We start from the raw sequence: 26,628 nt of genomic DNA on the forward strand, positions 1-26,628 counted from the left end.
AAGAAATCTGATCTCAGTTCATCTTCTCAAGAAGAAGGACTGGCTTGTTGATCAGGGGCATCTAAACAGCTTGCGTATCAAACAGTTTTTTCATACAAGTGTTTGAACTTGGCCTTAGAGTCGAACATTCCAGCGAACTTGTCAAGCCAGAATTAAAAAAGCCAGCGGCTGAGGCTGGCAAAAAAGAGGCGGGTTTTCAACCCTGTGTGCACTAGGTTGAAAGAGGGTTAGCGGCTGTGTTCGCTGACACTAAATTTGCTGACCAGCTGTTGCAGCGCATCGGCAGAATAGCGTACCGAATGGGCTGAATGCTGCAGCTCATGCATCACATTGTTCAGCTCTGCTGAGGCGACCTCAACCTGACGCATCGACGAGCCATAGTAGTGGCTGCGTTCGCTGAGTTGGGTGATGATGCTGAACATCTGCTCAACAGCTTGATGGAGTTCGGTGTTTTCTTGGCTTTGTGTCTCGGTGTCATTGAGGCGCTGATCCACCTCCTTGACCCCTTCTTCCATATAAGCCACGGCACTTCGTGTTTCTTGCTGGAGGCCGTGGACGGTTTGCTGGATTTCTGCGGCGGCTTCAGCCGTGCGGCTGGCTAAAGAGCGCACTTCATCGGCCACCACGGCAAAGCCTCGTCCCGCTTCTCCGGCCCGTGCGGCTTCGATGGCGGCATTCAAAGCCAGCAGGTTGGTCTGATCGGTGACCTCGGTGATCATATCGACAATCTGGCCGATTTCACCCATCCGGCTATTGAGCTTCTGCACTCGATTGGCTGTGGTATCCACAACTTCACGGATTTTGAGTGTACTGCCTTGAGCTGCCTCAAACTGGATACGCGCCTGTTCAACCACATCATCCATCGCCTGCTTCATGGTATGGGCGCTGGCTGAAGCCTGCTCGATCTCTTGCAACTGTTCCTCAACCAAGCTGAGCATTTTGGTGACCACCTGGCTGACTTCTTGACTGGTGACACTGGCCTCCTGGGTGCGCTGCAGCAGCTGGTCGTTATTGTGTTTGACATTGCCCGTCGAGTGAATCACGCGGCCAACGATGCCATCTAGGCTGTCCAGAAAACTATTCAGCCAGCGGCCCATACTGCCACTTTCATCCTGAGCGAGCTTGTTCAGATCCAAGCGTTGGCGCAGGTTGCCCTCCCCTTCGGCTAAGGTCCGAATAATCCGCGTGGTTTCACGCATCCGATCTGCAAGGCGTTTGGGGCCAAGCTGAGCAAAAACCCAAGCCGAGATCAGCAGCAGCAAAAAATTCACTGCAAAAAGAGGCAGGGTGCTCAGTGGGGCAAAGCTATGCAGCAAGGTGGTGGCGGCCAAAAAACCACTGACAGTCAGTAAGTAGGTATTCATCAAGCCAACACTCAGTGAGCGGCGTCGATAGACTTCTTCAAGATCGCCTTCGCACATCATGCCCCAGCGATCGGGTGAACCGGGGAGCTGGAAGGTCACCCCCTTACCGATGACAGGGATATGGCGATAGTCTGAATAGCCAGGATAGGTGATGAAAAGATTGCTGCCCTTGGCGATGGTTTCGCGTACACCAGGATGCAGCTGCTTGGTGGCCGGATCGGTAAAGCGCAGCTCTAATTCAGTATGCTCTTTGACTTTCACTACGCCCCAATCGGTATGGATGCCTTGCTTGAGGTTTTCACCATGTGAAAAGGTGCTGTCCTCAAAGCGCGAGCGTGATAGGGCTGTGCCTGGCTCTAAGCGTGGATCAAAACGCGACTCCACCATAAAAATATAGTTATCCCCTGATTCGGGATACACATGGCCTGCCTCGCGTTGAATTAAATCGCCCAGCACATCGTTAGGAATCCGTCCGGCAAGACAAGCGACCACTCGTCCCTGTTGACGAATCGGCTGATAGAACATCAGCGTGACGGCATCATGAAAGCTGGATGTGGAGGGTCCAAGCGTGAGTGTGACTGGATCGCGATAAGGGCCGTGGAGAAAAGGTTGCTGCAAACCAGCGGCCAGGGCACGACGCTGTTGTGGATCTTCGAGGCGCTGGCCGATGCGCTGTGATCGAGTGGAGTTCAGTAGCCGGCCCTCGGCATCAACAATAAAGAGCTCGGAAAAGTCGACCAGATGCTCTTGCTTGCCTTGGAGTAGATCTGGCTGGCTGAGATCATTGCTGAGACCGATGTGATCGGCCAGCTCTTCAAGATAGCGCCATTGCGTTTGACTCCATTCTTGTAAGAGCTTGACGCGGGTATCGGCAACGCCTTCAAAAATCTGCTCGATCACTGGGTAGATGTCTCGATTCAGATAGCAGCTCCAACCCAGTGAGAGTTTGCCGTTCTGGCCAAACCAAGGTAGCCAGCGGCGCTCTCGGCGACTGAGGTGCATTTGATCGCTTATTAAGGACATAGTCTCTCTCCATGGCATAGAAGAAAAAGCAGCGTGAATGATTGTTTTTATCGTATAAGGTGCTGATCCGGGCCTCAGGTCAGCCGCTGTTGCAAGTGATGTTGCACTGCAAACAGCAAGATCCATACCATTTTTTTGCGATGAAGTCGCATCAAAGCCAGACCGGACGGTGCAGGAACTTGCCGCTTGTGATAGGGGGTGGTGCAGTGCTGCATTGTGGTGCAGCTTAGACCTATTGGAGTGATTTTGCCTTATTTTGATGCAAGGCTGATCTGGCGTCCGTGTGTGTCAAAGGTCCTGGAATTGAAAGGACTCTAGTGAGAGGTGGGAGCCTTGCTTGCGAATCAGCCAGCCTTGCTGATCATTCCAGTCGCCAAGCACCCAGCGTTCAGCAGCCTGAGCGGGTTCAGTGGCGGTCAGCAGAAAGTGATGCACCTGGGGTCGGTGAGTGTGGCCATGAATCATACGCCTGACCTGATGCTCCAGCATCACCTGCTCTACAGCCTGCTGATTGACATCAATGATGCGCACTGGCTTGGTGCGTGTCTTGCTTTTGCTGGCTTGGCGAGTTGTGCGGCCAATGCGTTGCCGCCAACTGAGGGGGAGGTTGCGCAGAATGAAGTTGATGACGGGTTGACGAAAAAAGCGCCGCAGGCGCTGGTAGCCAAGATCATCGGTGCAGAGCAGATCACCGTGCTGGAGCAGGATCGGGTCTGGACTGTCGGTATCAATCCGCTCCAGATCGCCCAGTAGCTGGCAGCCTGCTAGTGCACAAAAGCGAGAGCCGATTGTGAAATCGCGATTGCCATGCATCAGATAAATCTTGGTGCCATGATCGCTGAGGGCTTGCATCGCTGCCGCCAGTTGGTGATGGTAAGGTTCCATACCATCATCCCCAACCCAGACATTAAAAAAATCGCCGAGGATGTATAAAGCATCGGCGCACCGTGCCTCGGTGGCCAGAAAACGCAAAAAGCCCTGAGTCATCTCAGGGCGATCTTCTTGCAGATGCAGATCAGCAATAAAGAGTTGCATGGGCTGATGGGGACTATTCCGCCGCCACGCGCTCAGCACGCTCGATCACGACATTCTCGCGTGGTACATCTTGATGGCCTTGGCGGTTGCCTGTCGGGACGGCCTTGATGCTCTCGACGACCTCCATGCCTTCAATGACACGACCAAAGACCGCATAGCCCCAACCTTGCATGGTTTTGCTGCTGTGGTTCAAGAAGTCGTTATCCTTCACATTGATGAAGAACTGTGCGCTGGCTGAGTGGGGGTCCATAGTCCGCGCCATGGCGATGCTGCCATTGACATTGCCCAAGCCGTTATCGGCTTCGTTTTCAATGGGGGTTTGCGTCGGCTTTTGGTTGAAGTCTTCATCAAAGCCACCGCCTTGGATCATAAAGTTGCTGATCACGCGGTGGAAGATGGTGCCGTTATAGTGGCCGTTATCCACATAGCTCAGAAAGTTGGCCACGGTGATGGGGGCTTTTTCAGCGTTCAGCTCAAGAAGGATCTCGCCGAAATTCGTCACCAGGCGAACTTGTGGTTGGGTTGCAGACATGAAGCGGCTCCATTAAAGTCATCTGTTAGGCAAAAAAACCGCCAACTGAAGGGCTGATCAGGATGCCAGATCAGTGCTTCCTAGTCGAAGGCGGTGCGCTGCCGTATAATACTGATCTTTAGGCTTTTCACCAATAAGCTTTGACCATCCTTTTACCATCCAGCTAAGAAGCGAGCCCCATGAGCCAGCCAGAAATTACTGCTGCATCTAATTTTATTCGTACGATGATTCACCAGCAGCGTGAAGCGGGCCAAGCACAAGATATCGTGACCCGTTTTCCTCCTGAACCCAACGGATACCTGCACATCGGCCATGCCAAAAGCATTTGTTTGAACTTTGGTTTAGCCGAGGAGCTGGGTGGCGCTTGTCATCTGCGTTTTGATGACACCAACCCAGAAAAAGAAAGCCAGGCTTATATTGATGCCATTCAAGAAGATATTCGCTGGTTAGGCTACCAATGGGCTGGTGAGGTGCGCTTTGCTTCCAACTATTTTGAGCAGCTTTATCAGTGGGCCGTGCATTTAATTCGTGAAGGTTTGGCCTATGTGTGTGAACTCAATGCTGAACAGATGCGTGAGTATCGCGGCACGCTGACTGAGCCAGGACGCCCTAGCCCCTATCGTGAGCGCTCGGTTGAAGAGAATCTGGCTGAGTTTGAACAGATGCGTGCGGGTGCTTACCCCAATGGCGCGAAGGTATTGCGTGCCAAAATTGATATGGCCGCCCCGAATATCAATCTGCGTGATCCCATCTTGTATCGTATTCGTCATGCACATCATCACCAAACTGGGGATCAATGGTGTATTTATCCCAGCTATGATTTTACTCATGGTCAGTCGGATGCGATTGAGGGGATTACCCACTCTTTATGTACGCTGGAGTTTGAAGATCATCGCCCCTTGTATGAGTGGTTCCTGCGTCATCTGCCGGTGCCCAGTCAACCAGTGCAGACTGAGTTTGCGCGCCTGAATCTGAATTACACCGTCACATCCAAGCGGAAGCTGAAGCTGCTGGTTGATGAAGGGATAGTCGAAGGCTGGGATGATCCACGCATGCCAACCATTGCCGGTTTACGTCGCCGTGGTTATACCGCCAAATCCTTGCGTGATTTCTGCGACATGATTGGTGTGACCCGCTCTGGTGGTGTGGTGGATATCAACATGCTTTATTTTGCACTACGCAATGATCTTGAGCATGCAGCCCGCCGTGCGATGGTGGTGTTGAATCCACTCAAAGTGGTGCTGACCAACTGGAAAGAAGGTGAAGAGGTGGAGTTAAGCTCGCCTCATCACCCAGCGCGAGAAGAGTTGGGCGAGCGTCGTCTGCCTTTTACGCGTGAGCTTTATATTGACAGTGATGATTTTATGGAAGAGCCACCGAAAAAGTTCTTCCGCCTGGCGCCTGGGCAGGAAGTGCGCCTGCGCAATGCCTGGGTGATCCGTTGTGATGAAGTGATCAAGAATGCACAGGGCGAGGTAGTCGAGCTGCGCTGCTCTTATGATCCAGATACGCTGGGCAAGAACCCAGAAGGCCGTAAGGTGAAAGGCGTGATTCACTGGGTCAGTGCTCAGCATGCGATTCCGGCGGAAGTGCGCCTGTATGACAATCTGTTCCAGGTCGAAGCGCCTGATGCGGATAAAGACACAGATTTTCTTGAGCACTTGAATCCCGACTCCTTGCAGGTTGTTCAGGCCTATTGTGAGCCGAGCTTGGCACTGGCACAGCCAGAAGATCGTTTCCAGTTTGAGCGGGTAGGCTACTTCTGCGCTGATCGCTATCAGCATCAGCCAGGCGAAAAACTGGTCTTCAACCGCACCGTGGGTTTGAAAGACTCTTGGGCAAAAATTCAGAAAAAGGGCAGCTAACCATGGCCGCAAGTTCGCAGCAACAGACGTCGACAGGACAGTCTCTGCCGGAGATTCAGGTTTATAACACCCTGACACGCCAGAAAGAGCGCCTGCAACCGATCACCCCCGGGCAGATCAAGATGTATGTGTGTGGCGTGACGGTGTATGACCTCTGCCATATCGGTCATGCGCGGGTGATGGTGGTGTTTGACATGATCACTCGCTACTTGCGCGAGCGGGGCTATCAAGTCACCTATGTACGCAATATCACCGATATCGACGACAAGATTCTCAAACGCGCCGATGAGAACAACGAGCCCATCAACCAGCTGACACAGCGGATGATTGAGGCCATGCATGAGGATGAGGCCCGCCTTGGCGTGCTGCGTCCTGATGTAGAACCGCGTGCGACAGCCTATATCGATCAGATCATCGCACTGGTGCAGACTCTGGAGCAGAAGGGCTATGCCTATGCGGCTGCCAATGGTGATGTCTACTATCGCGTGCGCAAGTTTGCTGGTTACGGACAGCTGACGAATCGTCAGTTGGATGAGCTGCAGGCAGGAGCGCGTGTCGAGGTGGATGGTTTTAAAGAAGATCCGCTTGATTTTGTCTTGTGGAAGGCTGCCAAAGAAGGCGAGATCAGCTGGCCTTCACCCTGGGGTGAAGGGCGCCCTGGTTGGCATATCGAGTGCTCGGCCATGTCGACCTGCTGCCTAGGCAATACCTTTGATATTCATGGTGGTGGTCCTGATCTGCCTTTCCCGCATCATGAAAATGAAATCGCACAAAGCGAGGCCGCCACAGGGCAGAAGTATGTCAATACCTGGATGCATGCTGGCGCGGTGCGGGTGGATCAAGAGAAGATGTCTAAATCCTTAGGCAACTTCTTTACGATCCGTGATGTGCTTGAGCAGCATGATGCTGAGGTGATCCGTTATCTGCTGTTGGCAAGCCATTATCGTTCAGCGATTAACTATGCAGAAAGTGCGCTGCATGAGGCGCGCAAAGGCCTTGAGCGCTTCTATACCGCGTTGAATCATATTGCACCCGTCAGCGATGCTGAGCAGGTGGCACAGGCCGGTGATTGGCGTGCGCGCTTTATGCAGGTGATGGATGATGACTTCAATACACCTGAGGCGCTGGCGGTGCTCTTTGATCTGACACGGGCCTTGAACCGCGCCCTTGAAGCCGAAGAGATGCTGCTGGCCTCGGCGCTGGCAGCGGAGCTACGCGATCTGGGTGGTATTCTGGGCTTGCTGCAACAGGAGCCACAGGCCTTTTTACAGGGTGGGCAAACAGCGCAAAGCTCCGTCAATCCCGATGTGATCGAGACGTTGATCGAGAAGCGTCTGATGGCCAAGCAAGAGCGAGATTTTGCTGAGGCGGATCGTATTCGCGATGAACTGGCGGCTCAGGGTGTGATTCTCAAAGACACCAAAGATGGCACCAGCTGGACGCGTGCTTAAGCATTAAAAAACTGAGTATGAAAAAAAGGCGAGATGAGAGTGATCATGTCGCCTTTTTTTATGCTAAATAGAGAGGCTGAAGTTGAGTCTTTTACTTGGGATTAGTTTTTGCCTGCGGCTTTAGCGGGGCTGTCCACCCATCAGCCGCTGAGGTTGCAGTGAAGATGGAAGATTGATTATGGAGAAGAATATGCGCCCCTTTTTACACTTTGCCCATGCCAATGGTTTTCCTGCGGGCAGTTATCAGCAGCTACTTGGGCCCTTGAGTTTAGACTATCAGGTGTTGGCCATTGACCGTCTTGGCCACCAGCCTCAATATCCTATTGCGCCAAACTGGAAGCCTCTGGCTCAGGAGTTGCTGGATTATTTGCAGCAGCAGGCAGGCGATCAGCCCGTGATTGGCATCGGTCACTCTTTGGGGGGCGTCGTGACCTATATGGCCGCGTTAGAGCAGCCAGAGCGCTTTCAGCAGATTATCCTGCTTGATCCACCCTTGATGTTTGGATCGGATAGCTGGGGCTTAAAGGTGGGTAAACGCTTTGGTTTTATTGATCGCATTACTCCGGCCGGTATCACACGCGGACGCCGTAGCCACTGGCCTGATCTGCAAGCCGCTGAAGACAATCTGCGCACTAAAAAGCTCTTTCGGCATTTTGATCCACAGGCGCTACGTGATTATTTGCAAGCTGGAACCGAGCCAGCCCCTCAGGGCGGGATACAGCTGCGTTTTCAGCCTCAGGTTGAACTGGCCATCTTCCGCCATTTAGCAGACCATCTGACTTGGAGTCATCGTCGTCTTAAGGTGCCAACGCATCTCTTTTATGGGTTGGAGAGTCAGCTTCTGAATGCAGCGCGGCGTAAGCGGATTGAGGCACGTGGCATCAGCTGCTCAGCTTTGGCTGGGGGGCATATGTTCCCGTTAGAGCATCCTGAGGCCACGCGCCAAGCTTTATTGAAGAAGATTGCTGAGCAGGCCGCGCTGGTGACGCCGGCCTGATGCAGTGCTGCGGCTCCTTGGGTCGCAGCATCTAGCCGTGTGTCTCAACCCGAATGAAACGCGCCGCTTGGCGGACACTGGCTGCCGCTTGGGGCAGGTAGCGATAGAGGAGCTGCCAAACGTGCGGCATCCAAGGCTGCTCTTTCAGATCAACGCGGCCACCGGCCTGCTGCAATCCACGGGCTAAACGCCGTGTATCATCACGCAGCACCTCTTGCAGGCTCACTTGAAGATGCATTGGGGGCAAGCCATCCAAAGGGCCGTACAAAGGCGAAATCAACGGATCATCCAGCGCTCGCCGATCCGCATAGAGCTCTGCAAAGGCATGCATCTGCACCTTGTTGAGTACAGGATCGGTCGCGGCATTCAGATCCATTGAAGGGCTCGAGCAGGTTAAATCCACCCAAGGAGAGAAGAGTGCCACGGCGGCAGGCTGAGCCAGCTGTTCCTGCTTGATCTTTTGCAGCAAGGCCAGTGCTAGGCCGCCACCAGCTGAGTCACCAGCAAGCGCGATGCGATCTGGTGTCACACCCTGTTCGAGCAGCCATTGATAAGCTGCAAAAGCATCTTCTAGGCCAGCCGGTGCTGGGTGATCTGGAGCGAGGCGGTAGTCGATCGCCAAAGTGCGCGCATCGGCATAGCGTGTTAGCGCCGTACACAGCTCTCGATGGGTATCTAAAGAACCGAGTGCAAAGCCACCACCATGAAGATACAGCAAGTAGCGTTGGCTGGTACTGCCTTTGATGCTCAGCAGCTCTGCGGCGCACTGGTTGATGGTGAGCGAGAGCTGTTCAACATCGTGCGGCAAGCGTGAGTAAGGGTTGAGTTCATTGACATAATCACGCAAGAGGCGGCACTGGCTGGCCAAAAGCTGACGGTTGATAAAATCAGCGCTCTGTTGCACTGCGGCCAGTGGCCAGAGCAGATCATTCCACATATAAGGCATCCTTGTAAGGCTTAGAGTGAATCTGCTGATTGAGCGGGCTTCTCCTGAGCATCTGATGGCGTGGGCTGATCAGGGAGGTAGGGGTTTTTCTCAACCGGCGGAGCATCAGGCCAGTCGGCAAAAGGAAACGGCTTGGATTCAGCGCTCATCGTCAGATAGCGGTAAATCTGATAGCCATAGAGGGCCAGCTGGCTACCCAATGCCTGAAGTTGTGGCTGGGGTGAGCCAGTTACTAAACGATAAACCAGCTGCACAAAGATCACGCCAAACAAGACCAGTTCAGCGAGCTTCCAGGCCACAAAAAAAAGCAGCATAAAAGGAAGGCGCAACCAGAAGCCTTCGTCCTTTAGGCGCTGTTTTAAATCAGCCTTGGGTTCGTTTTGATGTTGATCCATGATGATTCTCCGTTAACGACTGGATAAAAGCGCTGGCTACAGCGCGCTCTACTCACACCGAGGCAAAACAAATTCCACATCGGTACTTTGCTCTCTATCCATCATCGATTTGGCGACTTCGGTGGGTTTGTATCCTGCAAAGAGTACCAGATAGAGGGCTTGAACGAGAGGCATATAAATCCCCATCTCATCGGCCTTGGCTTTGACTAGCTTAATTGTATTGACGCCTTCGGCCACCTGACCGAGTGAGGCCACGATCTGCTCTAGTGTTTGACCCTGTCCTAATGCCTGTCCAACACGAAAGTTACGCGATAGCGGAGAGCTACAAGTGACGATCAAATCACCGACGCCGGCCAGCCCAAGAAAGGTCAGCGGGTTGGCACCAAGGCTGACTGCAAAGCGGCTCATCTCTGCCAATGCGCGTGTCATCAGCATGCTTTTGGTGTTTTCTCCCATACCCATTGCCGCCGCCATACCCGCTGCGATGGCATAGATATTCTTCAGTGCACCGCCCAGCTCAACACCATACATATCTGTATTGGCATAGACGCGTAGATAGTGATTACTCAGTACCTCCTGCACCTGACGCCGTGTGACAGGGTCAGCACTGGCGATGACCGTGGCGGTGAGCTGCTGCTGCGCCAGTTCGCTGGCCAGATTGGGACCAGAAAGCACACCGATATGCTGCGTAGGCGCATGCGCTTGCATGACCTGGCTCATCAGTTGGAACCCCTGTTCTTCAAACCCCTTGGTTGTGCTGACCAGTCGATGATCGGGGGTGAGATAGGGTTGCGCCTGCTCCAAGACAGTAGCAAAGCCTTTGCTTGGAATCGCCAAGAAAATCAATTCTGCTGAGCTCACCACACGGCCTAAATCAGTCGAAGCCTGCACCTGTTCAGGCAGTGTGAGCTGAGGCAAATAGCGCGGATTGGTATGATCACGATTGATAGCACTGGCTAGCTCAGGATCACGGACCCAAAGTTGAACTGGATATCCATTGCCCGCGATAATCGAAGTCAGCGCTGTACCAAAGCTACCACCACCGACCACCGCTACACGAAGATTGTGCGTCATAAAAAACCTTTGTTAGAACTGCTTGAGCATCGAGTCAGCATAGCATGACCTGATCTCGATCTTGTTTTCTTTCACCCTCTCAATGACCTGAGGCAGGGCCGATTAAGCTGGGTTCTTCTAGAGTGTGGATTCTTCTTCCAGCAAGGCTTGATAGCGTTGCAGGGCTTCATCAATTAAAGGCTGGTTGACCAAAAGCATGGCATTCAGCTCACGAATATAAGCCGGGCCGCGCTCAGAGTAGCTCAGCAGGCCTGGAAGCAAATCCTGTGCACTGACCTCGACCCCCGCAGCGCGGCGCTGGGCACGAATCTGGCGCAATTGGCTATAGGCGCGATGCGAGTTCAGGTTACGCATATAGCTTTGAATGCTGGCCTGGACACTTGGGAAGCGACGGACCTCATGGCGTTGGCCGGTTTGACGCCGCTCTGGAACCAGTCCGCAGCCGACAGAGAAGCACCATTCACCAAAGAGGTTGTTGCCCTCTTGAGCAAAGCGTGAAGTGCCCCAGGCTGATTCGTTGGCCGCCTGCATCAACACCAGCTCCATCGGGATTTGATCAACACGCTTGAGTAGGCGAGACCATTGCAGCGCCGTATTGGGCCATTCGAGACGATATTCTTGCAACAGCTGCGCAACCAGCTGCTGATCCTGTGCTGACAGCGTTTCACGTTCCTCAGGGGAAAGGGTTTGCAGTGTCAGGACCAGCTCGCGTTGCCATGCCAGACGGCGGTTTTCTTCGACAACCAGAGGCAGCAGGGCATCAAAAAAAGCCTCTTTGCGCCAAGGAATATGGCTGATATGGCTGAAATCAGGCATCTGGGCAAGGGGGTCCAGCGGGAGGCGATGAAACTGAGCCAAACGATGGGTTTCAGCTGGTGTGAAGACTTCTTTGAGGCCAGCCCAGAGGGCAATGATCAGACTCAAGGCGATCAGCAGCACAAACGCCTTAGGAGGGGAGGATGCCATGCGTCAGCTCCAGACAATGAATAAGTTATTTTATTGGCAAGGTAGAGTATAAACGAAAAAGCCCAGCAAAGTGCTGGGCTTAAATAGAGAAAGAAGCATTTAACTGACTTGAATATGCCAAGGCTCGTAGCGCACACCATAAGCATTATCAGTGGTGTAGCGTATTTCGACAAAGCCCAGATCCTGTAGACGCTTGTAAACGTCGGTATCGGCAAAATCATCGGTAAAGTTACGATAGCCAAAGCCCACCTTGCCGACATCAAAATCACCCACCGCATGGTAGGAATAGCCGGGAGGCGCTAAAGAGCGAGAGGCTTTAGACATATTGCCATCTGATTGATCCGCCTTGGCGAGGAAGAGGTGCATCTGCTTGACCATGCTGCGCACACCAGAGGTCAACACCAGATCATCACCGACTTCATTGAGCAGTCGATCATAAAAATGACTGGATTGCCCACGGAAGAGGAAGTGGCCAGTACCTGGGATACGCTGTACTTCGTTGCGTGGAATGCGTGCTGTCACGGTATCGAGAACACGGTCGCCATAGAAGCCATAAAGACGAGCATCGGTATGATAAAGTTCATCAAGGAAATCGATCTCAGCCTGAGCAAAGGCACCAATTTCGCTATAGTTGCGCGCATAGAGCAGAGCTTCATCAAAAGAGAGTAGATTGAAGTTGCCATGCCCAACGATGGTTTGGACGCGATCAAGACGCTGATAGGTGGAACGCATGACTTGCATCTTCTCCTGAGGGAGAAAATAGTCATCATCGAACACGCTTTCAAAGTAGCGCACGCGAGCCTGCTCAGGGGATTGGCCCGCCGCTACAGCTCGTTGTGCCGCCTGCTGGTGTTCTATTGCCAGTGCCTGACTCAGTTCAGTTGGCAGGATATCCTCAAGACCATACTGCAACTGAGTTGCAGCAAGCTGGCTTTGGGCTGCCCCTAAGCCAAAGATATCCGGTAACTGGCCTTGTAGACTCAGCTGTCGCAATACTGAGCCGCTTCCCAATGCGACAAAGCCGCTCACTGACAGAGCTTTTAAAAGTGTTCTGCGTTCCACGTGGTCTCACCTTAAAAGAGTTTTTATATGATTCATTTAGGCTTAACTTTACCCAGAGAGGTGAGAGGTGTCCAGAAAAAGCCCTGCGCAGTTTATGAGATTTGCCTATAAAAGGGATTGGGTCACGCTATAGCGAAAAAAACCCCTGTCAGGACAGGGGTTCGAAGGGCTTAACGGCTCAGATCGAGCAGTAAGTGGTTGAGTCGCTGCACAAAATCGGCAGGGTCTTCTAAGCTTTCGCCTGCGGCTAAAGCTGCCTGATCGCACAACAAACGTGCCAGATCATTGAAGCGCTCTTCTGCACTGCTTTCCAGACGCTGGATCAGCGGGTGCTCAGGATTGATTTCTAAGCGAGGTTTGCTCTCTGGTGCTGCCTGGCCAGCGGCTTCCAGAATTTTACGCATTTGCACACCCAGATCACCAGCGCCCATCACCAGAACAGCCGGTGAGCTGGTCAAGCGAGTTGAGATCTTGACTTCACTAATGCGCTCGCCAAGGGCTTTCTGGACACGCTCCAGCAGATCTTTCTTCTCTTCCGTGGCTTTTTCTTGTGCTTGCTTTTCTTCTGCACTATCCAGCTCACCGAGGTCAAGATCGCCGCGCGCGATATCAACAAAGGACTTGCCATCAAACTCATTCAGATGGCTCATCAGCCACTCATCGATCCGGTCGGTGAGCAGCAGCACTTCAATGCCTTTCTTGCGGAAAACCTCAAGGTGCGGGCTGGATTTAACTTGCGATAGGCTATCACCGATCAGATAGTAGATCTTCTGCTGGCCTTCTGGCATGCGTGCCAGATAATCTGCCAGACTGACTGTTTGCGCCGTTTCTTGCGTTGAGCTAAAGCGCAGCAGGCCAGCAATACGCTCACGGTTGGCAAAGTCCTCGGCTGGGCCTTCTTTCAGCGCCTGACCAAACTCTTTCCAGAAGATCGCATACTGATCTGCATCCTTGGCGAGCTGCTCTAGCATGGAAAGTACGCGCTTAGTGAGCGCTGACTTCATGCTGTCAATCATCGGATTCTGTTGCAGGATTTCACGCGAGACGTTCAGCGGCAGATCAGATGAATCGATCACCCCTTTGATAAAGCGCAGATAAAGCGGCAGGAACTGCTCAGCGTTATCGAGGATAAATACACGCTGCACATAAAGCTTTAGGCCGCGTGGCGCTTCGCGATGATAAAGATCAAAGGGCGCGCGCTGAGGGATGTAAAGCAAGGAGGTGTACTCCTGCTTACCCTCGACCTTGTTGTGGCTCCAGTGGAGTGGATCTTGGAAATCATGCGCTACATGCTTATAGAATTCCTTGTACTCTTCATCTTTGATCTCAGACTTGGCACGTGTCCACAGTGCGTTCGCCTTGTTGATGGTTTCCCATTCAGTGGCGCTGGCTTGCTCTTCTTCGCCTTCTACTTCCACTGTTTTTTCGATCTGAATCGGCAGGCCGATATGGTCGGAGTATTTCTGGATAATATTGCGCACTCGCCAAGAGCCAGCAAACTCCTTGGCATCTTCTTTTAATTTCAGCAGGATACGTGTGCCGCGTTCAGCTTTGGTGATTGGCTCAACACTGAACTCGCCCTCACCTTGCGAAATCCAGCGTACGCCTTGATCAGCCGCTTCACCCGCCTTGCGCGTTTCAACCTGCACTTCATCGGCGACAATAAAAGCGGAGTAGAAGCCAACACCAAACTGGCCGATCAGGCTGGAATCTTTCTTTTGATCACCTGTCAGGTTTTTCAAGAAATCAGCTGTTCCAGAGCGGGCAATGGTGCCCAGATGCGCAATGACATCTTCGCGGTTCATGCCGATGCCGTTATCTTCAATGATGATTTCGCCTTGTTCTTCATTTAAATACAGGCGAACACGCAGATCAGACTGGTCTTCGAAGAGTTCGGGTTTTTTGATGGCTTCAAAACGCAGCTTGTCACACGCATCCGAGGCGTTGGAGATGAGTTCGCGCAGGAAAATCTCACGATTGGAATAGAGTGCATGCACCATCAAATGCAGCAGCTGCTTGACTTCAGTTTGAAAACCAAGCGTTTGCTTTTCAGCCTGACTCATAAAAAATGCTCCTCACAGTAAAGATCAGATCAGTGGAATGAATAGTTGGCCATCAGCCTGATCTTTACAATGGGGATGGGGTGGTGCTTTTTCAAGCCTCGTTGTGGTTCTCTTGTGGCCAGATCAAATGCGCACGGCCTAAGGCGAGAGGTTTTTCATCCTGTTGATCCTGCCAAACATGCACGGCCACGTTGACCACGCGTTTACCCATGCGACCTAGCTCGCAACGCGCATAGGTAGGCTTGAGTTCAACACTGCGCAGATAATCGAGCGAGAAGTTGATAATCTTGGGGATCTTCTGCCCATCGGTCAGCGCCATCACATTCAGGATGGCGGCCGTTTCCATAAAGGCGGCCACCACACCACCATGCAAGGCTGGCAGCACAGGGTTGCCGATATTGGTTTTCTTCACGGCGAGCTCAAAAATCAAGCCGTTTTCTGTTTCTAAGGCCTGTACGCCAATCATCTTGGCATAGGGAATCTGCTCGATCCATTGGTTGATCTGATCAGTAGTGACAAGAGATGGGCTCATGCTTGGGGCTCCACGCCGAAGAGGTGTTGTGCGAATCCTGCGGGGGTACGTTCTGCGCCAAGACGCATAAAAGTGCCTGTTCCTTTGGCAAGGAGCTGCCCCTCATCCTGCCAGATGACACCTTCTGTAAAGACGATCTGCTGCGTCACATGGGTCGCCCAGGCGCGGCAAAAGAGTGGGCGCTGATTATTGGCCGCACTATAGTGATCGAGACGCAAATCCACGGTGGGGCAGATTTCAGGGTAGGGCAGCCCAAGAATAGCAGCGGAACCACAGGCAGTATCCATCAGTACTGTCAGTACGCCGCCATGAATCAGGCCCAGGGTTGCGTTGCCGGTCAGCTCAGGGCGTGGATCGAGCCTGAGCACCACACTTGAATCGGCTTGAATATGATCCAGTGACATGCCGATCTCTTTGCAGTGAGGAATCATCTGCATAAAGCCGGCGATGCCACGATGTTGTTGTTCTGGGGTCATCATCTTGTCCATCATCAGGAAGAGGGTTTTTATCGAGACTGCACTGGCAGAGAAGGGCAGCCACTGAGTCAAAACGCTTGTTTGATAAGCTTAAGGTTTTTAAGCGAGCTTGAAAAGCACTAGGCAAGACGTTGGCGTCACCTTAAAATAAGGTTTTTCTAAAATAAACTCATCAGATGAGGTTGATTGATGCTTGTTCCAGCTCGCTACGCACGTTTTGTTTTTGCCTTGATCATGTCGATCTATATGGTCACCATCATGACCTTGGTGATCACCTTAGTGAATACGGGCCTAGAGCCTGGGCTGCTCGCTCGCTGGTGGCGTGCTTTTTATATTGCCTGGCCGATTGCGTTTTTATTGATTCTCTTCGGTGCACCTCGTTTGCAAAGTCTGGCCGCAAAACTCATTAAAAAAGGCGCTTGAGGCCCAAAAGAGCTTCAAACGCCATGCATCAGCTGATCCTGTCGAGGCCAGTGATCAGCTGCCTTGCTGGTATCAGCGAATCAGCTGATAGAAGAACACCAAAGCCACACCTGCGGGTGTGATCCAGCGCAGGAGCAGATAGAGCAGATTAAAAGCGGTTTGTGAGACAGGCAGTTGCTGCTCCAACGTGGCGCGTGGGATGACCCAGCCAGCAAAGAGCACGATGGCCAGACCACCGAGCGGCATCATCAGGTTGGAAACCAAGAAGTCAAACAATTGGAAGAAGGTCCGCTCAATGCCGAGCGCAGCCAGAGGATAGAACTTATCCCACAGGTTGAAGGACAAGAGGGTTGCGATACCGACAAACCAAATCACCCCACCACCGAGCAGCGTACCAGAAAGGCGCGACAAGCCTTTTTGCTCTTCGAGCCACTCAACAACAGGTTCCAGCATCGAAATCGCCGAAGTGATGGCCGCAATCGCCAGAAGCAGGAAAAACAGGCTGGCGACCATCAGGCTCACGTTCAGACCGGCAACCCAATCTCCCATCTGCGCAAAGGCGAGCGGCAGCGTGACAAAGATCAGCCCTGGGCCTTCACCCACCTGCAGTCCTTCGGCAAAGACAATCGGGAAGATGGCCAGGCCAGCCAGCAGCGCCACCACCACATCCAAAAGAGCGATACTGATCACTGTCCGTGGGATATTGACTGAATCCGGCAGATAAGAGCCATAGGCCATCATCACGCCGATACCGATACTGAGCGTAAATGCAGCATGGCCCAGGGCTGCCAACATGGCTTGACCGCTAAGATCAGCAAAATTGGGGCGGAATAAGAAGGTCACACCACGCATAAACTCACCGGTGGTCATGGCGTAGCCGACCAGCACCAGCAGCAGGATAAACAGCATAGGCATCAGCCAGGTAATCGAACGCTCTAAGCCCTGACGCACACCGCGACCAACGATCCCGATCACAATCAACATAAACAGGCTATGCCAAAGCAGCAGTTCAAGTGGATTGGCAAGCAGATCACTAAAAATACCACCAATGACTGCGATGGCAGGTTCGGTGGAGGCTGGGTCAAGCGTAAAGTCACCGCTTAATGCATGCACAACATAGGCGAGCGACCAGCCACCAATGACGGCATAAAAGGACAGAACCAACGCCGAGGCCAGGACACCGTTCCAGCCGATTAAGGCCCAGCCTTTAAACGCCTTTTGTTCCGTGACCAGATGCTGCATGGTGGCGACGGGGCTACGGCGTCCTAAACGACCCAGCATGGACTCGGCCATTAAAATGGGAATCCCCATCAGGAAGATACAGGCGAGGTAGACCAGAACAAAGGCACCACCACCATTCTCGCCGACGACATAGGGAAACTTCCAGATATTACCAAGGCCAACGGCCGAGCCTGTTGCAGCAAGAACAAAGGCCAGACGTGACGACCATTGTGGATGGACTGTAGGGGTATTCATCGCATTCCTATTTTCTATCAGTGGCGTCAAGCCAGTACCGATGAACTGGCTTAGTGAAAAGGCAGGCAAAAAAAAGCAGCTCAATCAAAAGATTGAACTGCTTCTAGTATTACAGAAAAAAAGTGTGCTGAAAAACCTTTCAGCTTACCGACGGGTCACAAAAGTGACCTGAAGCTTAGCTCCAGCCGGTCACTTCTTTCAATGCGTTACCGATTTCAGCCAGTGAACGCACTGTCTTGACGCCTGCATCTTCCAGGGCCGCAAACTTCTCGTCTGCTGTACCCTTGCCGCCAGCGATGATCGCACCAGCGTGACCCATGCGCTTACCAGCAGGAGCCGTGACACCCGCGATGTAAGAAACCACAGGCTTGGTGACATTGGCTTTGATATAGGCTGCCGCTTCTTCTTCAGCAGAACCACCGATTTCACCGATCATCACGATCGCTTCAGTCTGAGGATCTTCTTGGAAGAGCTTCAGGATATCAATGAAGTTAGAACCGGGGATGGGGTCACCACCGATACCAACACAAGTGGACTGGCCGAAACCGTGATCCGTGGTCTGCTTCACTGCTTCATAGGTCAAAGTACCTGAGCGTGAAACGATACCCACTTTACCTGGCTTGTGGATATGGCCAGGCATGATGCCGATTTTGCACTCGCCGGGTGTGATGACGCCAGGGCAGTTAGGACCGATCAGGATCACGCCCAGTTCGTCACACTTGACCTTGCACTCCAGCATGTCCAGAGTTGGAATGCCTTCAGTGATAGCGACGATCAGCTTGATGCCTGCATTGGCCGCTTCTAAGATCGAATCTTTACAGAAAGGAGCTGGAACATAGATCACAGAAGCTTCAGCGCCAGTGGCTTCCACAGCTTCTTTCACTGTATTGAAGACAGGCAGGCCGAGGTGAGTCGTACCACCCTTACCTGGTGTGACACCGCCAACCATTTTGGTGCCATAAGCAATGGCTTGCTCAGAATGGAAAGTACCTTGGCCACCAGTGAAACCTTGGCAGATCACTTTGGTGTCTTTGTTGATTAATACGCTCATTATTTGCCCTCCGCAGCTTTAACAACCTGCTGCGCTGCATCGGTCAGACTGGTTGCTGCAATGATATTCAAGCCGCTATCAGCCAGTTTTTTGGAACCCAACTCTGCATTGTTACCTTCAAGGCGAACAACGACAGGCACTTTGACACCGACCTGCTCAACAGCACCAATGATGCCTTCAGCGATCATATCGCAACGCACGATACCACCGAAGATGTTGACCAGAACGGCCTTCACATTGCTGTCAGACAGAATGATTTTGAAGGCTTCAGCAACGCGCTCTTTGGTTGCACCGCCACCCACGTCGAGGAAGTTGGCAGGTTGGCCACCGTGGAGGTTCACGATATCCATCGTGCCCATCGCCAGACCAGCGCCGTTGACCATGCAGCCGATGTTGCCATCCAGCGCGACATAGTTGAGTTCCCACTGAGCTGCATTGGCTTCACGTTCATCTTCCTGAGAAGGATCACGCATTTCTTGCAGATCTTTGTGGCGATAGAGGGCATTGCTGTCGATGACGATCTTGGCGTCGAGGCAGTGGAGATTGCCTTCGTCAGTGATGACCAGCGGGTTGATCTCAAGCAGTGCCAGATCTTTATCAGTAAAGAGCTGAGCCAAGCCCAGGAAGATCTTGGTGAACTGCTTGATTTGCTCGCTGTTCAGGCCCAGTTTGAAGCCCAGTTCACGCGCTTGGTAAGGTTGAGCGCCGACCAGAGGATCAATGATGGCTTTGAGGATTTTTTCTGGCGTTTCTTCAGCCACCTTCTCGATTTCCACGCCACCTTCGGTGGAAGCCATGAAAACAACGCGACGAGTTGCACGGTCCAGAACCGCACCCAGATACAGCTCATTCGCGATATCAGTGCAGCTTTCGACCAGAATCTTGCTGACGGGCTGACCGTTTTTGTCTGTCTGGTAGGTGACCAGATTTTTACCCAGCCATTGCTGAGCAAAAGCAGCTGCTTCATCGGCAGACTTAATCAGTTTTACGCCACCAGCCTTACCACGGCCACCAGCATGGACTTGAGCCTTAACGACCCACATGTTGCCACCGATTTTCTTACAGGCTTCTGCAGCTTCTTCCGGGGTGTCTACTGCAAAACCGGTGGAAACTGGCAGACCGTAATCGGCGAAGAGTTTTTTTCCCTGATATTCGTGCAGGTTCATAGATAATTGCCGTCTTTGTCTGTAACTGAACTAAGTTGATAGACGAACTGAACTGAAAGATCATCTCAGACCAATTCGTCTATCCCCAACAGGCTGACAGAGCCAGCCTGCATCACGCCGTTTTACTTGCGTTTTTTACGATTGGCCATATGGATGGCATGACCATCCACAGCCAGCGCTGCTTCATGCACCGCTTCAGACAAGGTGGGGTGTGCAAAGCACATCAGCGCCAAGTCTTCCGCAGAGGAAGCAAATTCAAGAGCGATCACACCGTTATGAATCATTTCACCGGCATTCTGACCGAAGATGTGCATACCAAGAACGCGGTCTGTTTCTTCGTGCGCCAGAATCTTGACCATGCCTTCAGTGCAGTTGTTGGCCATCGCACGACCAATTGCAGAGAAGGGGAAGACGCCAGTTTTGTAAGGGACGCCAGCCGCCTTCAGTTCTTCTTCAGTTTTGCCAACCGAAGCCACTTCTGGGAAGGTGTAGATGACGCCAGGAATGGCATCATAGTTCATCTGAGCCTTGTGGCCTGCGATGATTTCAGCAACCGTCACGCCTTCTTCAGAGGCCTTGTGGGCCAGCATTGGGCCGCGAACCACGTCACCGATCGCATAGACGCCAGGCACAGAAGTCTGGCACTGGTCATCAACAAAGATGAAGCCGCGCTCATCCAGAGAAACACCGGCATCTTCTGACAGAACACCTTTGGTGTAAGGCTTACGGCCAACACAGACGATCAGCTTGTCAAAGACCTTCTTGTGCTCGCCCTTGGCATCGGCATAGGTCACTTCGACTTCTTGACCGTTGACTTGGGTCGCAGTCACACGTGCGCCCAGCTCGATTTGCAGGCCTTGCTTGGTCAGTGATTTTTTCACTTCTTTTGCAATCTGCTGATCCATTGCTGCGAGGAAGGTGTCCATCGCTTCGAATACAGTGACTTCAGCGCCGAGGCGACTCCATACTGAGCCTAATTCGAGGCCGATCACGCCGCCGCCAATCACGCCGAGGCGTGCTGGTGTGGCGGTGAAATCCAGTGCGCCGGTGGAATCAACAATAATGTCTTCAGTCAGCGGGGCTGGTGGAATCTCAACAGGCACAGAACCTGAAGCAATGATCACGTTCTCGGCTTCCAGAACCTGAGTGCTGCCATCGTGGCCTGTGACCTCAACCTTTTTACCCGCTAACAGCTTGCCAGTACCTTCGAAGGGCGTGACGCCATTGGCTTTGAACAGCATCGCAATACCGCCGGTCAGCTGAGTGACGATCTTGTCTTTACGTTCGATCATCTTCGGCACATCCATGGTCACATTCGGTGCTTGGATGCCAAAGGTATCAAAGTCATGCTTGGCTTCGTGGAACTTGTGTGAAGCTTCTAGCAAGGCTTTAGATGGAATACAGCCAACATTGAGGCAAGTACCGCCAAGGACGCTTTTGCCTTCTTTGTTGACCCACTTCTCGATACAAGCGGTTTTTAGACCTAACTGAGCGGCACGTATGGCTGCAACATAGCCACCGGGGCCAGCACCAATGACAACAACATCAAATTTATCAGACATAACTTATTTCCTGTTAAGAGCGTGGCAGGATGTTCTTTGCGATCTAGAGTTTAGACGTCAAGCAGAATACGTGCTGGGTCTTCGAGCAACTCTTTGATCGTGACCAGGAACTGCACGGCATCTTTACCATCAATCATCCGGTGGTCATAAGACAGAGCCAAATACATCATCGGACGAATAACAACCTGACCATTGATCGCAACAGGGCGCTCTTGAATCTTGTGCATGCCCAGAATGGCTGTTTGTGGTGGGTTGAGGATGGGGGTCGACATCAGTGAGCCAAAGACGCCACCGTTAGTGATGGTGAAGGTGCCGCCTTGCAGATCATCAATACCAATTTTGCCTTCACGGCCACGCTTACCAAAGTCAGCAATGGTCGCTTCGATATCAACCAGGTTCATGCTGTCGCAATCGCGCAGAACAGGAACCATCAGGCCGCGATCTGTTGAAACCGCAACACCGATATCCTGGTAGCCATGATAAACGATATCATTACCATCAATCGAGGCATTGACATCAGGGAAGCGCTTCAGGGCTTCAGTGGCCGCCTTCACAAAGAAAGACATAAAGCCTAAACGCACGCCATTGTGGCGCTTTTCAAACAGATCTTTATATTGCTTGCGCAGCTCCATCACAGGCTTCATGTCCACTTCGTTATAAGTGGTCAGCATGGCGGCTGTTTGCTGAGCTTGTACCAGACGCTTGGCGATGGTTTGACGCATACGGCTCATTGGAACGCGTTTTTCAATGCGCTCACCAGGTGCAGCGGTCACTTGTACTGCCGCTGGTGCAGCAGCAGGCTTGGCCGCCGGTGCGCTGGCTGCTTTGACAACGTCTTCTTTGGTGATCATGCCACCCTTGCCGCTGCCTGCAATCTTGGCTAAATCCAAGCCTTTTTCTGCTGCCAGTTTACGCGCTGCTGGTGCAACACGCAGATCACCCACCAGCTCAACTTCTTCTGTTGCTGCTGCTGGTGCATTGGCTTCAGCGGGTGTTGGTGCTGCAGCAACAGCACCTTCTTTGACCAGGGCCAGAACCTGTTCCGAAGTGACGGTATCTCCTTCGGCTGCGGCGATGCTTTCGAGGACACCATCAACAGGTGAAGGCACTTCGAGCACAACCTTGTCGGTTTCAATTTCAACCAGAATTTCGTCACGCGTGACCGCTTCGCCAGGTTGCTTGTGCCAAGTGGCAACGCTGCCTTCAGCGACAGACTCAGGAAAAGTTGGAGCTTTGATTTCGATAGCCATGTTTAACCCTTTCATTCTTTATAACCCAGAGCAGGGCTCTGGGTGGTTTGAAGTCATCTACTGAACTGCCAAGGCTTAGAGACCGAAAGCATCAGCGACCAGTTTGTTTTGCTGCTCGACATGCACACTTGCATAACCACAGGCTGGTGCCGCTGAAGCAGGACGTCCGGCAAATTGGAGCTTGCCTGAGAGGTCATTTTCAAGGCGACCCAAAACATGACGCATATGGTGCTGACTGGAGTACCAAGCGCCCTGGTTTTGTGGTTCTTCTTGACACCAGACAGCGTGTTCCAGATGTGGGTATTGAGCCAGTTCAGCTTGCAGATCTTCCTCTGGGAAGGGGTAGAGCTGCTCAATACGCACGATGGCTGTGTCTTCAGATCCCAATTCTTCGCGCTTGGCTGCCAGATCATAGTAGACCTTGCCGCCACACAGAATGACGCGCTTGACCTTGTTGGCATCCAGCTGAGCTTGATCGCCAATCACAGTTTGGAAGTGGCCTTCAGCCAGGTCTTCCAAGGTCGACGTTGCATCCTTATGGCGCAGCAAACTCTTTGGTGACATGATCACCAGTGGCTTACGCAAAGGACGCAGGACTTGACGACGCAGCAGATGGAAAATCTGTGCAGGTGTCGTAGGTGTGCAGACTTGAATATTGTGTTCGGCACACAGCTGCAAGTAGCGCTCTAGACGCGCTGAAGAGTGCTCAGGGCCTTGGCCTTCATAGCCATGTGGCAGCAGCATTGTGAGACCACACAGACGCCCCCATTTGGTTTCGCCTGATGAAATAAACTGATCCATGACCACCTGTGCACCGTTGGCGAAATCACCAAACTGGGCTTCCCAAATCACGAGTGCATTCGGTGTGGTGGTGGCATAGCCATATTCGAAGGCCAGCACTGCCTCTTCTGATAAGAAAGAGTCATGAATGATAAAGGGAGGCTGAGCCGCTTTGAGGTTTTGCAGCGGAACAAAGACTCGCGCATCATTGAAATCATGCAGAACGGCATGACGATGCGAGAAGGTGCCACGGCCCACATCCTGACCTGTAATGCGGATTGGATGGCCAGCATCAAGCAGGGTGGCATAGGCAAGGACTTCTGCAAAGCCCCAGTTGAGCGCCATGCCGCCTGCGAGCATTTTGCGTCGATCTTCATAGATCTTGGCGACTTGACGCTGCATTTGGAAGCCTTCGGGCACTTCGCACATTTTGGCAGCGAGTTCTTGCAGGTGCTTCACATCAACGCTGGTGTCGTACTTAGCGGTCCACTTGTGGCCCAAGTAGGGCGTCCAGTCAACAAACAGCTCTTTATTGGGTTCTTTGACCAGAGACTTGGCAACATGCTCGCCGTTATCCAGTGCATCACGATAGTCAGCGACCAGTTGCTTGTCGTCTTCTGGCGTAATCACACCTGCTTGTACCAGTTTTTCCGCATAGATTTTACGCGTTGTTGGGTGCTTAGCGATTTTTTGGTACATCAAAGGCTGGGTGCCGGATGGCTCGTCGGCCTCGTTGTGGCCGCGACGACGATAGCACACCAGATCGATCACCACATCGCGCTTGAACTGCATGCGATAGTCAACCGCCACCTGGGTGACGTGGAGCACGGCTTCAGGATCATCGCCATTGACGTGGAAGATCGGCGCCGACACCATCTTGGCGATATCGGTGCAGTACTCAGAAGAGCGCGTATCTTCAGGTTTGGAGGTAGTGAAGCCGACCTGGTTGTTGATGACGATATGGATCGTGCCGCCTGTTTTGTAGGCGCGCGTTTGCGACATCTGGAAGGTTTCCATCACCACACCCTGACCAGCAAAGGCTGAGTCACCGTGGATCGAGATGGGCAGCACCTTCTGGCCTTCGGTATCTTGGCGACGATCTTGGCGGGCGCGAACAGAGCCTTCAACCACAGGAGAAACGATTTCGAGGTGTGAAGGGTTGAAAGCGAGTGCCAAATGCACTTCACCGCCTGAGGTCATGACGTTGGAAGAGAAGCCTTGGTGGTATTTGACGTCACCAGAGCCATCAGCAAACATCTTCTTGCCATCGAATTCATCAAAGAGTTCGGCAGGGTTTTTGCCCAGAATGTTCACCAGGGTATTCAAGCGCCCACGGTGTGCCATGCCGATGACAATTTCCTTCACGCCATAAGAGCCTGAGCGCTGAATGATTTCATCCATCATTGGGATGTAGGATTCACCGCCCTCAAGGCCAAAGCGCTTGGTGCCTGGATATTTTGAAGCGAGATAGTTCTCTAAGCCTTCAGCGGCCGTTAAGCGCTCTAGCAGATGCTGGCGGACTTCTGGGCTGAATTCAGGTTTAGAGCGCACAGATTCGAAGCGCTGTTGTAGCCAGCGTTTTTCTTCTGTGTCGACGATGTGCATGAACTCTGCGCCAATAGTCGAGCAGTAGGTTTGGCTGACTGCTTCATGGATTTCGCGCAGACTGGCCTTCTCTTTGCCAATAAACAAAGAGCCGGTCTGGAATTCGGTATCAAGATCGTTTTTATCCAGCTGATGGAAGCTGAGATCAAGATCAGGGACAGGTTTACGGACTTGCAGCCCAAGTGGATCGAGCTGAGCCTGCTGATGGCCTCTGAAGCGATAGGCGTTGATCAGCTGCAGTACCTTGACCTGCTTCTTGTCGTTGGCCATATCACTGCTGCCTGTTGCAGAGCGTGAAATACGCTGACGAGCAAGCTGAGCAAAATGATCGCGGATCGGTGTAAGAGGAAGATCTTGTGCGGAAGCACCCTCGGGACGCGGCAGTTTGTTGAAGTAGTCGCGCCACTGCTCAGGTACGGCGTTCGGATCGTTAAGATACTCTTCGTAGAGTTCTTCGATGAAGTGGACGTTGCCCCCATAGGTATGGGAGGTGTTCCACATTAACTCCATGCTGCCTTCTTGCATCTGTTATCACCCTGCATAGAAGGGGAGTCTATCCGCTGCGACTGCTGGGTCACTTTTGGCACCCAGTTCCCCTAATCGTAGCGAACAAACGGGGAAAACCCGTATCCCCTGGTGGTTACTGTATTTAGATCGAAGCCGATGGTTTTTAGGCCATCGGCTTCTACTAAGCTATTGTACCCGACTTGTAGAAAAACTACAGTCCTGTACACGGGTTTTCTCCACGACTTTTGGTGTATTAGCGACTAAATGCTAAGACGCCGGAACACCTAAGTCGTGGAGCGCCGCTTAGGTGGCGTTGGAGAGCAGCATATCGCGGATATGACCAATGGCGCGTGTTGGGTTCAGGCCCTTAGGACACACAGCCACACAGTTCATAATGCCACGGCAGCGGAAGACGCTGAATGGATCATCCAGCTCAGCCAAACGCTCGCGACGTGCGGTGTCACGGCTATCGACCAAGAAGCGATAAGCCTGCAGCAGGCCAGATGGGCCCACGAACTTCTCTGGGTTCCACCAGAAAGAAGGGCAGGCTGTTGAGCAGCAGGCACACAGAATACACTCGTACAAGCCATCGAGCTTGTCACGATCTTCTGGTGATTGCAGGCGCTCAATGGCAGGAGCCGGCGTATCGTTGATCAGGTAAGGCTGAATGCGCTCGTACTGTTGGTAAAAAAGCGACATGTCGACCACGATGTCACGAATGACAGGCAGGCCAGGCAGCGGGCGAATGACGAGCTTGTTGTTTTTCACTACCTCAGACAGAGGTGTGATGCACGCCAAGCCATTCTTGCCATTCATGTTCATGCCGTCAGAGCCGCAGACGCCTTCGCGGCAAGAGCGACGGTAGGCCATGCCATTGTCTTTTTCTTTGACCAGATGCAGTACATCCAGCACCATCAGGTCTTTGCCTTTGGTGTCGATCTGGAAATCCTGCATGTAGGGCGCTTTGTCTGTTTCTGGGTTATAGCGGTAAACGGATACCTGGAGCATTTTTACTCTCCCATCATCT

General features: G+C 52.5%; 22 protein-coding genes. 4 read left to right on the forward strand and 18 right to left on the reverse strand.

Translation table 11 applies throughout. The annotated features are described in order from the left end of the window. Nucleotides 1-227: 227 nt before the first annotated feature. The 3 genes from V6U78_RS08915 to V6U78_RS08925 all read right to left on the reverse strand — a co-directional run bounded on the left by V6U78_RS08915 (nucleotide 228) and on the right by V6U78_RS08925 (nucleotide 3,954). Nucleotides 228-2,387 carry a methyl-accepting chemotaxis protein gene (locus V6U78_RS08915; protein WP_405339571.1) on the reverse strand — a complete coding sequence of 720 codons (2,160 nt, stop codon included), beginning with the start codon at nucleotides 2,385-2,387 and terminating at the stop codon, nucleotides 228-230. 288 nt (nucleotides 2,388-2,675) lie between these two features. Continuing rightward, nucleotides 2,676-3,422 carry a UDP-2,3-diacylglucosamine diphosphatase gene (locus V6U78_RS08920; protein ID WP_405339573.1) on the reverse strand — a complete coding sequence of 249 codons (747 nt, stop codon included), beginning with the start codon at nucleotides 3,420-3,422 and terminating at the stop codon, nucleotides 2,676-2,678. A 13-nt stretch (nucleotides 3,423-3,435) separates the two neighbouring features. Next, nucleotides 3,436-3,954: a peptidylprolyl isomerase gene (locus V6U78_RS08925; protein WP_405339575.1), complete on the reverse strand. Its 519-nt coding sequence runs from the start codon at nucleotides 3,952-3,954 to the stop codon at nucleotides 3,436-3,438. A 179-nt stretch (nucleotides 3,955-4,133) separates the two neighbouring features. Between V6U78_RS08925 and V6U78_RS08930 the strand changes: the two genes are divergently transcribed. The 3 genes from V6U78_RS08930 (at nucleotide 4,134) to V6U78_RS08940 (ending at nucleotide 8,267) form a co-directional block, all read left to right on the forward strand. After that, nucleotides 4,134-5,819 carry a glutamine--tRNA ligase/YqeY domain fusion protein gene (locus V6U78_RS08930; protein ID WP_405339577.1) on the forward strand — a complete coding sequence of 562 codons (1,686 nt, stop codon included), beginning with the start codon at nucleotides 4,134-4,136 and terminating at the stop codon, nucleotides 5,817-5,819. A 53-nt stretch (nucleotides 5,820-5,872) separates the two neighbouring features. Then, a complete protein-coding gene (gene cysS / locus V6U78_RS08935) occupies nucleotides 5,873-7,270 on the forward strand; it encodes a cysteine--tRNA ligase (RefSeq protein WP_405340151.1) in 1,398 nt (465 codons plus the stop codon). A 190-nt stretch (nucleotides 7,271-7,460) separates the two neighbouring features. Continuing rightward, nucleotides 7,461-8,267 (forward strand): alpha/beta fold hydrolase, encoded by an 807-nt coding sequence (locus V6U78_RS08940; RefSeq protein WP_405339579.1) that lies wholly within the window; start codon nucleotides 7,461-7,463, stop codon nucleotides 8,265-8,267. 31 nt (nucleotides 8,268-8,298) lie between these two features. On the opposite strand, the gene V6U78_RS08945 is transcribed toward V6U78_RS08940, so the two are convergent. The 8 genes from V6U78_RS08945 to V6U78_RS08980 all read right to left on the reverse strand — a co-directional run bounded on the left by V6U78_RS08945 (nucleotide 8,299) and on the right by V6U78_RS08980 (nucleotide 15,784). Further along, entirely contained in the window at nucleotides 8,299-9,204 is a 906-nt protein-coding gene (locus tag V6U78_RS08945; protein ID WP_405339581.1) for an alpha/beta hydrolase, read from the reverse strand. Between the two features lie 20 nt (nucleotides 9,205-9,224). Beyond that, nucleotides 9,225-9,608 carry a DUF4389 domain-containing protein gene (locus tag V6U78_RS08950; RefSeq protein WP_405339583.1) on the reverse strand — a complete coding sequence of 128 codons (384 nt, stop codon included), beginning with the start codon at nucleotides 9,606-9,608 and terminating at the stop codon, nucleotides 9,225-9,227. Nucleotides 9,609-9,656: 48 nt separating this feature from the next. Further along, on the reverse strand, nucleotides 9,657-10,682 hold the full coding sequence (locus tag V6U78_RS08955) for an NAD(P)H-dependent glycerol-3-phosphate dehydrogenase (RefSeq protein WP_405339585.1): 1,026 nt from the start codon (nucleotides 10,680-10,682) through the stop codon (nucleotides 9,657-9,659). A gap of 117 nt (nucleotides 10,683-10,799) precedes the next feature. Then, nucleotides 10,800-11,648: a glucosaminidase domain-containing protein gene (locus tag V6U78_RS08960; protein ID WP_405339587.1), complete on the reverse strand. Its 849-nt coding sequence runs from the start codon at nucleotides 11,646-11,648 to the stop codon at nucleotides 10,800-10,802. Between the two features lie 99 nt (nucleotides 11,649-11,747). Then, the gene (locus tag V6U78_RS08965) at nucleotides 11,748-12,710 is read right to left on the reverse strand and encodes a M15 family metallopeptidase (RefSeq protein ID WP_405339589.1); all 963 of its coding nucleotides are present in this window, start codon (nucleotides 12,708-12,710) and stop codon (nucleotides 11,748-11,750) included. A 170-nt stretch (nucleotides 12,711-12,880) separates the two neighbouring features. Then, nucleotides 12,881-14,773, reverse strand: a complete 1,893-nt coding sequence (htpG, locus tag V6U78_RS08970; protein WP_405339591.1) for a molecular chaperone HtpG — start codon at nucleotides 14,771-14,773, stop codon at nucleotides 12,881-12,883. Nucleotides 14,774-14,864: 91 nt separating this feature from the next. After that, nucleotides 14,865-15,305 (reverse strand): PaaI family thioesterase, encoded by a 441-nt coding sequence (locus V6U78_RS08975; protein WP_405339593.1) that lies wholly within the window; start codon nucleotides 15,303-15,305, stop codon nucleotides 14,865-14,867. After that, nucleotides 15,302-15,784, reverse strand: a complete 483-nt coding sequence (locus V6U78_RS08980) for a PaaI family thioesterase (RefSeq protein ID WP_405339594.1) — start codon at nucleotides 15,782-15,784, stop codon at nucleotides 15,302-15,304. The genes V6U78_RS08975 and V6U78_RS08980 overlap by 4 nt, the downstream gene beginning before the upstream one ends. 186 nt (nucleotides 15,785-15,970) lie before the next feature. On the opposite strand from V6U78_RS08980, the gene V6U78_RS08985 reads away from it, so the two are divergent. Then, nucleotides 15,971-16,204: a DUF2798 domain-containing protein gene (locus V6U78_RS08985; RefSeq protein WP_405339596.1), complete on the forward strand. Its 234-nt coding sequence runs from the start codon at nucleotides 15,971-15,973 to the stop codon at nucleotides 16,202-16,204. A 72-nt stretch (nucleotides 16,205-16,276) separates the two neighbouring features. On the opposite strand, the gene V6U78_RS08990 is transcribed toward V6U78_RS08985, so the two are convergent. The 7 genes from V6U78_RS08990 to V6U78_RS09020 all read right to left on the reverse strand — a co-directional run bounded on the left by V6U78_RS08990 (nucleotide 16,277) and on the right by V6U78_RS09020 (nucleotide 26,609). Further along, entirely contained in the window at nucleotides 16,277-17,680 is a 1,404-nt protein-coding gene (locus tag V6U78_RS08990; RefSeq protein WP_405339598.1) for a sodium-dependent transporter, read from the reverse strand. A 175-nt stretch (nucleotides 17,681-17,855) separates the two neighbouring features. Next, the gene (sucD, locus tag V6U78_RS08995) at nucleotides 17,856-18,731 is read right to left on the reverse strand and encodes a succinate--CoA ligase subunit alpha (RefSeq protein WP_405339600.1); all 876 of its coding nucleotides are present in this window, start codon (nucleotides 18,729-18,731) and stop codon (nucleotides 17,856-17,858) included. Further along, complete coding sequence (gene sucC / locus V6U78_RS09000) at nucleotides 18,731-19,897, reverse strand: ADP-forming succinate--CoA ligase subunit beta (protein ID WP_405339602.1); 1,167 nt, start codon at nucleotides 19,895-19,897, stop codon at nucleotides 18,731-18,733. Before sucC ends, sucD begins: the two co-directional genes overlap by 1 nt. 122 nt (nucleotides 19,898-20,019) lie before the next feature. Next, complete coding sequence (gene lpdA / locus V6U78_RS09005) at nucleotides 20,020-21,459, reverse strand: dihydrolipoyl dehydrogenase (RefSeq protein ID WP_405339604.1); 1,440 nt, start codon at nucleotides 21,457-21,459, stop codon at nucleotides 20,020-20,022. A 50-nt stretch (nucleotides 21,460-21,509) separates the two neighbouring features. After that, nucleotides 21,510-22,709 (reverse strand): 2-oxoglutarate dehydrogenase complex dihydrolipoyllysine-residue succinyltransferase, encoded by a 1,200-nt coding sequence (odhB, locus tag V6U78_RS09010; protein ID WP_405339606.1) that lies wholly within the window; start codon nucleotides 22,707-22,709, stop codon nucleotides 21,510-21,512. 75 nt (nucleotides 22,710-22,784) lie between these two features. After that, complete coding sequence (locus V6U78_RS09015; protein WP_405339608.1) at nucleotides 22,785-25,619, reverse strand: 2-oxoglutarate dehydrogenase E1 component; 2,835 nt, start codon at nucleotides 25,617-25,619, stop codon at nucleotides 22,785-22,787. Nucleotides 25,620-25,904: 285 nt separating this feature from the next. Then, complete coding sequence (locus V6U78_RS09020) at nucleotides 25,905-26,609, reverse strand: succinate dehydrogenase iron-sulfur subunit (RefSeq protein ID WP_405339610.1); 705 nt, start codon at nucleotides 26,607-26,609, stop codon at nucleotides 25,905-25,907. Nucleotides 26,610-26,628: the final 19 nt, after the last annotated feature.

Origin of the sequence: Marinospirillum alkalitolerans, from assembly GCF_045055655.1 — a bacterium.
GTDB lineage: Bacteria > Pseudomonadota > Gammaproteobacteria > Pseudomonadales > Halomonadaceae > Marinospirillum > Marinospirillum alkalitolerans.